This window comes from Chryseobacterium sp. D764, assembly GCF_019317325.1.
Taxonomy (GTDB): Bacteria; Bacteroidota; Bacteroidia; order Flavobacteriales; family Weeksellaceae; genus Chryseobacterium.
Genome location: NZ_CP079219.1, coordinates 2665975 through 2679215, shown reverse-complemented (window position 1 = coordinate 2679215; position 13241 = coordinate 2665975). Strand labels below are relative to the sequence as shown.

7 protein-coding genes are annotated in these 13241 nt (G+C 37.4%); all 7 read left to right on the top strand.

From position 1 onward, the window contains the following. Window positions 1-12: 12 nt before the first annotated feature. The 7 genes from KYG33_RS12120 (at window position 13) to KYG33_RS12090 (ending at window position 13102) form a co-directional block, all read left to right on the top strand. The gene (locus KYG33_RS12120) at window positions 13-780 is read left to right on the top strand and encodes a succinate dehydrogenase/fumarate reductase iron-sulfur subunit (RefSeq protein WP_062675785.1); all 768 of its coding nucleotides are present in this window, start codon (window positions 13-15) and stop codon (window positions 778-780) included. Between the two features lie 308 nt (window positions 781-1088). After that, complete coding sequence (locus KYG33_RS12115; RefSeq protein WP_077418869.1) at window positions 1089-2630, top strand: TlpA family protein disulfide reductase; 1542 nt, start codon at window positions 1089-1091, stop codon at window positions 2628-2630. A gap of 108 nt (window positions 2631-2738) precedes the next feature. Then, window positions 2739-4151, top strand: coding sequence for a 23S rRNA (uracil(1939)-C(5))-methyltransferase RlmD (rlmD, locus tag KYG33_RS12110; protein WP_077418870.1), 1413 nt, complete (start codon window positions 2739-2741; stop codon window positions 4149-4151). 31 nt (window positions 4152-4182) lie between these two features. Continuing rightward, window positions 4183-4659 (top strand): DUF6452 family protein, encoded by a 477-nt coding sequence (locus tag KYG33_RS12105; RefSeq protein ID WP_077418871.1) that lies wholly within the window; start codon window positions 4183-4185, stop codon window positions 4657-4659. Beyond that, entirely contained in the window at window positions 4625-5290 is a 666-nt protein-coding gene (locus tag KYG33_RS12100; protein ID WP_180564669.1) for a DUF6048 family protein, read from the top strand. The genes KYG33_RS12105 and KYG33_RS12100 overlap by 35 nt, the downstream gene beginning before the upstream one ends. Window positions 5291-5470: 180 nt before the next feature. Continuing rightward, window positions 5471-8503: a reprolysin-like metallopeptidase gene (locus KYG33_RS12095; RefSeq protein WP_180564668.1), complete on the top strand. Its 3033-nt coding sequence runs from the start codon at window positions 5471-5473 to the stop codon at window positions 8501-8503. Window positions 8504-8671: 168 nt separating this feature from the next. After that, window positions 8672-13102, top strand: a complete 4431-nt coding sequence (locus KYG33_RS12090; protein ID WP_219071815.1) for a GEVED domain-containing protein — start codon at window positions 8672-8674, stop codon at window positions 13100-13102. The last annotated feature ends 139 nt before the right edge of the window (window positions 13103-13241 follow it).

Sequence of the window (13241 nt, the reverse complement as noted above, 5' to 3'; positions counted from 1 at the left end):
AAATATAACATTATGAGTGCAAAAAAAGGCCTTCATCTTACGCTGAAAATTTGGAGACAAAAAAATAGTAAAACTAAAGGTCAGTTTGAGACCTACAAAATATCAGATGTATCTACAGACTCTTCATTTTTGGAAATGCTGGATATTCTGAATGAAAACTTAATTAACGAGGGAAAAGAACCTATCGCTTTCGACCACGACTGTCGTGAAGGAATCTGCGGTATGTGTTCACTTTACATCAATGGTAGAGCTCACGGGCCGGATACAGGAATCACAACCTGCCAGCTTCACATGAGAATGTTCAAAGATGGAGAAACGATCGTTATTGAACCTTGGAGAAGTGCTGCTTTCCCTGTTATCAAAGATTTGATGGTAGACAGAAGCGCATTCGACAGAGTAATGGCAGCAGGAGGTTTCATCTCTGTAAATACTTCCGGTAATACATTGGATGCTAACGCAATTCCGGTTCCAAAAGAAGATGCAGACAAAGCAATGGATGCAGCTGCTTGTATTGGATGTGGAGCTTGTGTAGCGACTTGTAAAAACGGATCTGCAATGCTATTTGTAGGCGCTAAAGTTTCTCAGTATGCATTACTTCCTCAAGGTAGAGTAGAAGCTAAAAGAAGAGTTCTGAACATGGTGAAAGCTATGGATGAAGAAGGATTCGGTAACTGTTCAAACACCGGAGCATGTGAAGTAGAATGTCCTAAAGGTATTTCTCTTGAAAACATCGCAAGAATGAACAGAGAATACATGGCTGCTCTTGTAGATCAAGGATAGAATTGATTCAAATACATAAAAAATCGCCTTCATTTTTGGAGGCGATTTTTTTATGAAATGCTAAGTCCTGTTAAAGTTTGTTAACTTATTAGCAGGTTTTAGTCATTCTTTATTTAATAAGTATATATTTGGAGGGTAGTTGAAACATTTTTTTTAAACTTTCAAATACAGCATGCCACTCAGAAAGAGACAATTGAAATAATTGGAATAACCCTCTTGAAAGGTGATAATAAAATTTTTAAAAAAAATAATTAGTGTGAATTAGCAAGCCCTAAAAAGCGTATTTTTGTGTAATATTAAAAATTGAAATGAAAAAATATCTTTTATTGTTTATCATCACAGTTTTTGTGATGTCTTGTTCAAAAAAAGTAGAAGTAAAAGGAAAAATTACTGGAAGCTCATCATTAGAAAGAATTGAATTTGTAGAAGCTTCAGGAGTAGGAACCCTGCCTTTGATTAATATAGGTTTAGATAAAGACGGAAACTTTTCAGGAAGCTTTGATGCTCCTAAAGACGGTATGTACGTGATCAACTATGCGGGCAGACAAAACCTGATTTATCTTGAAGGAGGACAAAAAGTGAATATTTCAGGAAACGGAACTACTTTCCCAAATGAATTTGTGATTACCGGAGATGCTAAAAAGAATAATGATTTTCTTACAGCTTCTCAAAAGTTCTTAGCTGAATATGGTACTAAAGTTAATATAGCTGCCTTAATGGGTGGAGATGAAGCGGCATTCCTTAAAGGTATGCATAAAATTGAAGCAGATATTAATAAAAATGTAGATGATCTTGCAAAGAAAAATAATCCTAGCAAAGCACTTTTGGAGTGGAAGAAAAATGATGTGAAAGTTACCATTCTTAATTTGATTGCCAACTATGAAATGTCTCACGGACCAATGTCTGGAAACCCATCTTACAAAGCTACTAAAGCATTAAAGGATTACGAAGCTCAGTTGGAAACAGATAAAGAAGCGATGGTGAAAACAATCCCTCTTTACAGACAATATCTTCTTGTAAAAATGACTCCGGATTTCCAGAAGTATGCAGAAGCAAACAGCAAAGGAAAAACAGGAATTACAACTTCTGAGATGTTTGCTCAGTACTTAAAAACAAAGAAAGATTTATCTCAGACTGCAAAAGATTATCTTTTGGCATTTGTAATGGCTCAGGCGGATATTCATCCAACAACTCCGGCTGCAAATATTGATAAAATCAAAAAGATTATTGATTCAGATATTAAAGATGCTACCATTAAAAGTGACCTTTTAAAAATGCAGGTGGCTATTACTGGACTTAAAATCGGAGATGCAGCTCCTGAAGCAGCTGTAGCAAAGCAGGATGGAAAAGCTTATAAACTTTCTGAAAACAAAGGAAAACCCTATATGCTATTCTTCTACGCTTCATGGAATCCTTACATCAGTGAAGCTACAGTACCTGTATTAAAAGAAGTAGTAAACTTTTATAAATCAAAAATGAACTTTGTGTTTGTAAACGTAGATGACACAAAAGATCAGTTCATTAAAACAAGCAATTCTCTTTTAAAAGGAATTCAGGGAGTGAATGTTTACGGAGAAGGAGGTCTGAACTCTGATATTGCTAAGAAATATGGTGTATACGGATTCAAATTACCTTGCTTTGTGATCATCGATAAAGATGGTAAAATTGCCAGCAGATCATTTGTAAACCTTGGTGAGCAGGAACTGGTAACTATTCTGGATAAGCAGACTGGTCTTTCAGCTCCAAAAGCAGAACCAATGCAGATGCAGCCACAATTACAACTTGATCCTTCTGCAGCTCAGCAGCAAGCTCCACAGCCAGCAAATCCACAGCCGGCTCCAACAAAATAATAAACTTTAACACAGTATAGAAACCTTATCTTCGGATAAGGTTTTTTTTATTGTATTTTTGCAAACTGAAGCGTAAAAGTTTCAATTAGGAAAATAGAAAATTTTAGAATGAGTAGGAAGAAAAAAAGAGATTTAATTCTTGAAAATATAAAGCTATTGACTGCCGGAGCAAAAGGAGTGGCAATAGGAAGGACAGAAGAAGGAAAAGCTGTAATGGTTTCAGGAGCTATTCCAGGTGATATTGTAAATGTAAGAGTGAAAAAAGCGAAGTCAAAATATTATGAAGGCGAAGCGGTTGAAGTTATTGAAAAATCACCTTACAGAGCAGATCCAAAATGTGTTCATTTCGGAACTTGTGGAGGCTGCAAATGGCAGAACATGAGCTACGAAAAGCAGCTTGATTTTAAACAGGAAGAAGTATATAATAATATTAAAAGAATCGGTGGAATTGATGACTTTGAGACGGTATCAATTCTGGGAGCTGAAGAACAGTATTTTTATAGAAATAAAATGGAATTCTCCTTCTCAAATGCAAGATGGCTTACTCAATATGAAATCAGTTCTGAAGAAAACTTCGGAAGTAAAGATGCGTTAGGATTCCATATTCCCGGAATGTGGAGTAAAATTCTTGATTTAAAAGAATGTTTCCTTCAGGAAGACCCTTCCAATGCAATAAGACTGGCTGTAAAAGAATATGGAGTAAACAACGGTCTGGATTTCTTTGATGTAAGAAACCAGGAAGGTTTTTTAAGAACCTTGATGATGAGACAAAATTCCAAAGGAGAATGGATGGTTCTTTTCCAGCTTTACAGAGAAGAAAAAGAAAACAGAGAAAAACTTTTTGAATTCTTACTGGAAAAATTCCCGCAGATTAAAACATTAGTATATGCTATCAATCCTAAGCAGAATGATTCCATTTACGATTTAAATATCAATGTATATTTTGGAGAAGGTTACCTTATGGAAGAAATGGACGGACTGCAGTTTAAGATAGGCCCGAAATCATTCTTCCAGACCAACTACAAACAGGCTTTGGAACTGTACAGAAAGACACTTGAATTTGCAGATCTGAAAGGAGATGAAGTTGTATATGACCTTTATACAGGGACAGGAACAATTGCTCAGTATGTAGCGAGAAATGCAAAACAGGTAATCGGAATAGAATCTGTACAGGAAGCCATAGATGCTGCTATAGAACATGCTGCATTGAACGGTCTTACTAACTGTACTTTCTATTGTGGAGACATGAAGGATATCTTCAATGACGAATTTATGGCAACTCATCCTAAAGCAGATGTATTAATTACAGATCCACCAAGAGACGGAATGCACCAGAAGGTCGTAGAACAGATCTTAAAGCTTTCACCGGAAAAAGTAGTTTACGTAAGCTGTAATTCTGCAACACAGGCGAGAGACCTTGCCTTGATGAAAGACCATTATACTTTAGTGAAGATTTTGCCGGTAGACATGTTCCCACAAACACACCATGTTGAGAACATTGCGTTGCTGATTAAAAAATAATTTTATCTAAATTTGAATTTCAAATCTTAATATGAAGTACTTTAAATTTCTGATAGCGATCTGTTTTTTAGGAATGCTTTTTTCCTGTGGAGGAGATGATGATATTTGTGAAAGCGGAGAAGGAACTCCCAGAATGAAGGTGGCTTTCAGATCACTGGCTACTGGAAAAGAGACGACCCTGGATACCCTTTATGTCGCAGTAGATTATGGAGCAGGAAAAGTGGATCTTGGAAAACTTGCAAAAATTGATTCCCGGTTAATTCCTTTACGGGTTGACAGCTCACCTTATACTGACGTTTATTTTAAACTTACCTATAATGGAGCAGAATCTAAAGTAAGAATTAATTATAGTACGAAGTCAACGTATGTTTCTCCCGGATGCGGAATCAAAAAATCTTACGAGAATTTAAGTTCAGAATTAGTAACTCCGAATCCTGTTCAGAAGCTGGAAGCCGGACAAAATCAAATAGAGAATGAAGACAAGACTAATCTTTACCTTTCTTTTTAGTTTATTGGGAATAATAAACTGGGCACAAGACAAAAAAAAGGAAGCAGAGAAGAAGGTTCAGGAGAAATATGAACCCAATTTTATGGTTGGCCTTGATGTACTGAATACCGGAGCCGGTTTTTTTTCTGACAGAAAATTGTATCAGGGATTTATTTCTTCAAAAATCAGAGGAAATCTCCATGCTGTTGCAGAGGCAGGTTTTGAAAAAAATGTGTATCAGAAAAATGGTTATGATGCGAAGGCAAGCGGTCCTTTCGTGAAATTGGGTGCATTCTATATGCTTGCAAAAGATGCAGAGAATGAATTCAATGGATTTTATGCAGGAGGAAAAGCTGCCGGATCATTTTATAATCAGGAGTATATGGCAATTCCTGTTCGTGGATTTGGGGGAAGCAATTCTTCAGAAGCCTTTCCTTCATCATCACAGTCATCTTTTTGGCTGGAAGGTACGTTGGGAGGCAGAGTACAATTATTTAATTCCAATTTCTACATCGATGTGAATCTTCAGCCAAGATATATGGTATATACTTCCAAGCAGGATGATATCTCTCCCATGATCGTTCCGGGCTTCGGAAAAAGTTCTTCAAAATTCAATATGGGATTTGCATGGAATATTGCATATAAGTTTTAGAAATATTATTTCTTGACATTTAAAATATATAAAACACAAACTTTAGACTACTCTAAAGTTTGTGTTTTTTTTAATGGATATCGTTGATGAGTGTATTATGTTGAAAAATATTAACTTATTTTACTTATAAGATTGATAAAATAGTTATATTTGGCGGAAATTATAATTGTGTTTTAATTTATGAAAAGAGTATTTACTGCTTTAATGTTCACTTTTATAGGGAGCGCCGTGTTTGGTCAATGGACACCAACTTCCCTTAAAAAAGGAGACGATAACAAAAGAAGTACAGGATTTAGAGTAGATCAATCTAATGTAAGAGGAAACGGGTACTATAAATTAGACCTGAACTTACTGAGATCTCAGCTAAAGAATGCACAGGAAATGGGTACAAATGCCACTCCTGTAGTGATTTCTCTTCCCACTATGAGCGGGAAGATTGAAAGGTTTAATGTATACAGTTTTCCAGTAGTTGTAAAAGAACTGGCAGACAAGTATGAATTAGGATCTTATGTTGGAACAAGTGTAGAAGACCCTACCAAGTATTTAAGATTCAGTATTGCTCCTAATGATTTTCAGTCGATGATTATTCATGGTGATAAATATGAGTTTATTGACCCTTCTTCTGCAGATAAAACAGTGTATGCCGTTCATCCTAAAACTAAAAAGGATAAAAATGGATTCTTATGTTCTACAGAAGAATCTCCTGTTGCTAAAAAGGAAATAGATGCCTTATTGAAAAATGGGCAGTCATTCTCAAATCAGGCAACAACTTTCAACAAGAGTTCTGATAAGAAATACAGAACAATGAGACTGGCGATGTCTGTTACCGGTGAGTATACTCAATACTTTATGGGGCTTGCTGGCGTACCTGCTACAGCTACAGATGATCAGAAAAGAGCTCCGGCACTAGTTGCAATTAATAATACTTTAACCAGAGTAAACGGAGTTTTTGAGAAAGATTTTGCATTGCATTTGAATTTGCAGAATTTTCCGACTGTAATTTATATTGATCCAGCTACAGATCCATATTCTGCTGCTGCTACAGGAGCAGGGGGTGCATGGAATGGACAACTACAGACTGCTTTGACAGCCAATGTAGGAAATGCCAACTATGATATCGGACACTTGTTCGGTAAATCAGGAGGTGGAGGAAATGCCGGATGTATCGGATGCGTATGTATCAATCCTACAACTTCAGTTCCTAAAGGAAAAGGTTCAGGATTTACTTCTCCGGCAAATGGAATTCCATCAGGAGATAGCTTTGATATCGACTATGTTGCACATGAGATGGGGCATCAGCTAGGAGGTAACCACACTTTTTCTCACAATCTTGAGGGAAGTGGTGTAAATATGGAACCTGGTTCAGGATCTACCATTATGGGATATGCAGGTATTACTGGTCCTGATACGGATATTCAGCCTAACTCTGATCCTTATTTCCATAAAGCAAGTATCGGTCAGATTCAAGCTAACTTAATTGCAAAAACTTGTGATGTAGAAACTACAATTACCAATAATCCACCGGTAATTACGGATCTGCCAACATATACTATACCTAAGGGGACTGCTTTTGTTTTAGCAGGTGGTGCTACAGATCCTGAAAATGATCCAATGACTTATTCTTGGGAAGAAGTTGATGATGCATTAGTTTCTGTGGATAAATATAATTTAGGAAATACAATGTCTGGAGCTTCATTCAGATCTGCTCCACCAAGTACAAACCCAGCAAGATACTTTCCAAAATTTGCATCTGTAATGAATGGAGTGTTGAATAACGCAAACAATACTTGGGAAGCGGTATCAACTGTAGCAAGAACAACAAATTTTGCATTAACTGTTAGAGATAATAACTCTAATGTAGCTCAACAGCAGTCAGCTTTTAAAGTTCAGACAATTGTTGTAGGAGATAACGGACCTTTCAGGTTAGCTAATCAATATGCTGATGTAAATACACCAACTCCGGTTCAATGGATTGTTGCCAATACAAATGCTGCTCCTTATAATGTAGCTAATGTAAAGATTGACTATACTACAGATAATGGAACAACCTGGACTGTACTATCAGCATCAACACCTAATGACGGAACTGAAAACTTTACTTTCCCTTCTTCATTGAATGGACAGACTATTAAAGTTAGAATTTCTTCAATAGGTAATGTTTTCTATGCTGTAGGACCTGTGAGCATTGCACCTCTATCTGCATGTAGCAGTGCTGCTCCAACGAATGTAGTAGTGAGCAATATTACGGTATCTTCAGCTAGCGCATCTTGGATGTCCTATACTGGAGCAACTTATAAAGTACGTTATAGAAAGGTAGGTACAACAGCATGGACTGAAGCTGATACAACAGTTCCTTCAATCAACTTAAGTAATTTAATTGATGGAACAACATATGAAATTCAGGTTGCATTAGTTTGTGGTACTTCGGTAGGTACATATTCAGCTTCTGTAAACTTCAGCACTCCTGCACTTGCTTACTGTGCATCTGCTTCAACTAGTGCAGCTTATGAGTATATCGCCAATGTGACACTTGCAAATGTAAATAATACTTCAGCAAATAGTACATATACAAACTATACAACAAATACAGCACTTCAGGCGAACTTGGTAAAAGGAACTTCTTATCCTATTTCTGTTACTGTTGGGAACTCTGGTGCTGCGGATTATGATACAGTAGCTGCATTTATCGACTTTAACAAGGATGGTGTCTTCAGTGATTCAGAAAGAGTATTGAATTATCCTGTAACATTAACCCAGCCATCAACTGTAGTTAACGGAACGGTTACCATTCCAGGTAATGCAGTAGAAGGACAGCCATTAAGAATGAGAGTTGTAGCATTCTATGTAGGTGCTGGAACTGGTGGAGGTAACGTTGGATTATCATTACCTACAGATTATATATGTGGAGAACTTTTCGATGGTGAAGTTGAAGACTATAACGTAGTAATTACTAGTAATCTTGCTACTTCTGAAACAGCTGTTAAAAATAACGGTATTCAGATTTATCCAAACCCGGTAAGTGATATTCTAAATATTACTAAAGTTTCAGATAAAGCTACTTATAAAATCTATAGTGCTGCTGGACAATTAGTAGACAGAGGAAATATCAACGATGGAAAGGTGAATGTTTCAACTTTAGTTAAAGGTGGTTATATAATTACAATAGATGATAAAGGAATTGAGCAATTCAAATCTAAATTCATCAAAAAATAAAGATAACCTTTTAAATATTAGTAAATCCCCGGGCTTTCCCGGGGATTTCTTTATTTAAAGCATAAGTGGAGATATTGTTATATTTTTACAAAAAAAACCTAAATGTACCTGTAAATTAATAACAAAAAATGATTAGATTTGTATGATTAATATTATAATGAAAACATTATGAAGAAATTCTTTACCTCTTTAATTCTGTTTCTCTGTTTGATCTGTACAGGCTTTGTATCCAAAGTCTCAGCTCAGGCAGGACAGATCGGGACAGGAACGGGTACCTCAGTGTATCTCCCCATACGTTCCTATTATGGGTATAGTTATTCCCAGCAGATTTATACTGCTGCGGAGCTTACGACTGCTATAGGTACGTCGAACTATATCACGGCTGTAAAGTTTTATTCTACCACCGTTTCAACATCTCAGGATGTCTATAAGGATTGGGTAGTATATATGGGGAACACAACCCAGAATAACTTTGCAACCACTACAAACTGGGTTCCATTAAGTGGTTTGACCCAAGTTTTCGCCGGAAATTTACCTAACCTGACAAATGGGAACTGGGTAACTCTTCAATTGGCAACTCCGTTTTTGTGGAACGGAACAGACAATCTTGTGATTGCTGTAAATGAAAAAACTCCAGGTTATTCGTCTTCGCCAGGTACAGCTTGGGGATCTTATAACGCAGGAGCAAACAGAGGGATGATCTATTATGAAGATTCTGCAAACCCAGACCCTGCAGCACCTCCTGCTGCAAAAGACAGAGTTGCAGATATTCCTAGAATACAGTTGGAAAGCCATCCGCTGCCAGCTTGTTCAACAGCTCCTCCTACCAATATTACAATTTCCAACCTGACAACAACTTCGGCTAATGTAGGTTGGTATCTTTCTGCAGGTGCTACGTATGTTGTACGATACAGACCTGTAGCAGGAGGACCTTGGGTGACAATTAACGTAACAACACCTTTGGTAGGAAACCAGATCATTACCGGATTAACAGAACAAACCCAGTATGAAGTTCAGGTAGCTACTATCTGTGGGGGTACTCAGGGAGCATTCTCTTCCAGTATAAACTTTACAACTCCGGCACTTACTTATTGTAATTCAGCGGCTACAAGTACTTTTATTGATGGGTATATAAGCCAGGTTGCAGTTAATGCACAAGGAGCTCCTTCGATGGTGAGTAACTCTAATCAAAGTGGTTACACAGATTATAGTACAGATCCTACAAGATTAGTTACTTTGGTAAGAGGAGGTACTGCTACTGTTTCTGTAGCAAAAACATGGCCGGGTTACCAGTATAGCTTCTTAACAGGAGTTTGGATTGACTTTAACCGTAATGGTATTTTTGAAGCGACTGAAAGAGTATTGACTTCTCCAAGTAATACGACAACGCCGGTTACGGCCACATTCAATATACCAAATGCTGCAGGTGGTGCATATACCGGAAACCTTACTACCAGAATGCGTGTAGTAATGAATGAGTACAGTCCTATTAATGCTTGTGGAACTTATTCTTATGGTGAAACTGAAGATTATGCTGTTAAACTTATTGATTTATCAGCATGTACTACAGCTCCACCGGCTGACATTCAGGTAAACAATGTAACTCCTTCTTCTGCTAACGTTACTTGGACATCAACTACAGGAGCTACTTATATTGTAAGATACAGAGTTTCTCCTTCCGGTGCATGGCAGCAGATTGCTGTAAATACACCTTTGGTAAGTAACCAAATACTTACAGGATTATTAGAGCAGACTACATATGACGTTCAGGTAGCTACTATTTGTGGAGGTACTACAGGTGCATTCTCTCCGAGTGTAACCTTTACAACTCCTGCTCTTACTTATTGTACGGCAGGTCCTACAGGTAATAGTGCTACTAGCGGATATATTAATAATGTAACCGTTACTCCTACGAATACTCCTATCATGTTGAGTAATTCAGGATCGGATAACTATAAAGATTATACACCAGATCCTACAAGAGTAGTTATATTTGAAAGAGGTTCTGCAAATAATAAAATTTCTGTGAACAAATACTGGCCAGGTTCTCCTACATCTTATGGAGTTTCAGCTTGGGTTGATTTTAACAGAAACGGAACATTTGAAACGAGTGAGAGAATTCTGAATACTACTTATAATACAACTACTCCGGTAACGGCAACTTTTGCTGTCCCTACAGTGGCGAGTGGAAATGTATATACTGGAACTCTTCCTACCCGTATGCGTGTAGTAATGAGATATTTTGATAATGCTAACCCTTGTGGAACATTTACCCAGGGAGAAGTAGAAGATTATGCGGTAAAATTTGTAGATTCTCAACCATGTTCAACAGCTCCTCCAACGAATATTACAGTAAACAATATTGGTGCAACTACTGCAACAGTATCATGGGTTGCAACTGTAGGAGCTACTTATAATATAAGATGGAGAACTACTCCTGGAGGGGTGTGGCAGACGGCTACTGTGCCAGCTGGTCAAAACTTCTATGGAATCACTGGTCTTACTGAGCAGACAAATTATGAAGTTCAGGTCTCTACAACATGTGGAGGTTCTACAGGATCTTACTCATCATCAGTAACGTTTACAACACCACCGCTGTCTTACTGCCAGATGACAGGTACCGGAACGAATGACCATATTTCGAATGTAACAGTTACCTCTTCGAACCTTGGAGTTCCTCCAATGAACAATACTTCAGTACAGACTAATTACACCAGCTATACAACACCTGAGACTCTTATTACTTTAGATGTTAATTCTCAAAATAATAAAATCTCTGTAGCTAAAGGTTGGACTGGAGCAACAGGAAACGATGCTGTAACAGCATGGATTGACTTTGACAGAAACGGACAGTTTACAGACGCTGAAAGAATTTTAATTTCTCCAGCTAACACAACTACCCCTGTTACTGCTACGTTTGCCGTTCCTTCAACATCTTATACAGGTCCATTGACAACTACAATGAGAGTGGTACTAAAACGTACAAGTGCTCCTGTAATGTGTCAGAATGCAGTAGATGGAGAAGTGGAAGACTACAGAGTAAGAATCAGACCTTGTAGCAATGCAACTCCAAACGCACCTACATTTACTACTACTCATACAACAGCTACTGTTACAATTACAGGAGCAGGAGTAAGTTATTTGGTAAGATACAGAGTTCAGGGTACAACAGCTTGGACACAAGTATATGCTTCAACACAATTGGGGAACCTTCCATTAGTAATCACCGGATTGACACCAGCTACCACTTATGAAGTAGAAGTAGCTGCAATTTGTGGAGATATTGTAGGAACAGCAACTCCAATCAAGACATTTACCACAAGATGTGATCCTACTCCTCCGAATGTGACAGTAGGTAACATTACTCCAACAACAGCATTGATTACATGGGCACCACTTGCAGCAAGTTCTACCTATACAATGAGATGGAGAAAAGTAGGTACTACTACATGGAATATTATCAGTTTACCAGCAGCTCCTGCAAATACTTATGTGTTAGGTAGTGTGACTCCATTAGAGCCTTTCACTACTTATGAAGTACAGATTGCTAATATGTGTAACGGAGAAACTGCTCTGAATCCATATTCAAACCCTAAAGTATTTACAACAGAAAGAATCTGTGAAATTCCGCCTCCAGGATTAACAATTACTCAATTGCTTCCTACATCGGCAGCAATCCAATGGGATCCTTTCCCTGGAGCAACATATGTTCTTAGATATAGAAAAGTAGGTATTCCAAGCTGGACAGAAGTACCATCATTAGTTAATAACCTTGTATTAACAGGTCTTACAGAATTAACTAAATATGAAATGCAGGTGGTAAATATCTGTAACGGGACACCAGGAAATTATACTCCTCCATATTACTTCACAACTCCTACAGTAATTTACTGTCAGATGAATTCAGGAAGTTCTATAGGCGAGCATATCTCTAAAGTTACTGTGAAGCCTACCGGTAAGAAAACAATGGAGAATGAATCAGGAGCATCAACGTATACAGATTATACAGGAGTTCCTAAAACATTCATCGAAATGATCCAGGGATCAACAGATAATGAGATCATCATTGAGAAGAAGTGGACAGGAAACACGTACAACGAAGGAATCGCAGTTTGGATTGACTTCAACAGAAATGGTGAATTTGATATCAATGAAAGAGTATTAAGCTCTCCACCAAATACAGACAGCCCTATCTCAGGTAAATTCAATGTACCGGCAGATGCGTTTGTAAGTATGACGGATTACAAATATGTAGTGATGAGAGTAGCAATGGAAAGAGACGGTATTCCTGTAAACTGTACAAGCTTCAAAAACGGAGAAGTAGAGGATTACACAGTAAGAATCTCTAAGCCGATTGTTGCTAATCCAATTGATCAGACGGGTATCATGATTTATCCTAACCCGGTAAGCTCAATATTATTTGTTAAAAATATCAGCAAGAGAGCTAAATATAAGATCTACAATGCTGCAGGACAGGTAATAGGAGATGGTATCTTACTAAACAACCAAATCAACGTAAGCAGATTGATTAACGGTGTTTATGTAATTGATATCGATGATAACGGTAAAACTGTTCAGAAGAAATTTATCAAAGAATAAGTAAACTAAATATCAAATAGAATAAGCCTCCAGAAATGGAGGCTTATTTTTTATCCTTATTATTATTGATTAATTACAATGTACAACGCTTCCGGCCAATTTATATCAGGTAGAATAATATTAGACTGATATGAGTAAA

What these genes read in the sequence shown, in the direction of transcription:
- KYG33_RS12100 (WP_180564669.1), top strand. Translation starts at nt 4,625, where the DNA reads ATGAAGACAAGACTAATCTTTACCTTTCTTTTTAGTTTATTGGGAATA.
- KYG33_RS12120 (WP_062675785.1), top strand. Translation starts at nt 13, where the DNA reads ATGAGTGCAAAAAAAGGCCTTCATCTTACGCTGAAAATTTGGAGACAA.
- KYG33_RS12105 (WP_077418871.1), top strand. Translation starts at nt 4,183, where the DNA reads ATGAAGTACTTTAAATTTCTGATAGCGATCTGTTTTTTAGGAATGCTT.
- KYG33_RS12095 (WP_180564668.1), top strand. Translation starts at nt 5,471, where the DNA reads ATGAAAAGAGTATTTACTGCTTTAATGTTCACTTTTATAGGGAGCGCC.
- KYG33_RS12115 (WP_077418869.1), top strand. Translation starts at nt 1,089, where the DNA reads ATGAAAAAATATCTTTTATTGTTTATCATCACAGTTTTTGTGATGTCT.
- rlmD (WP_077418870.1), top strand. Translation starts at nt 2,739, where the DNA reads ATGAGTAGGAAGAAAAAAAGAGATTTAATTCTTGAAAATATAAAGCTA.
- KYG33_RS12090 (WP_219071815.1), top strand. Translation starts at nt 8,672, where the DNA reads ATGAAGAAATTCTTTACCTCTTTAATTCTGTTTCTCTGTTTGATCTGT.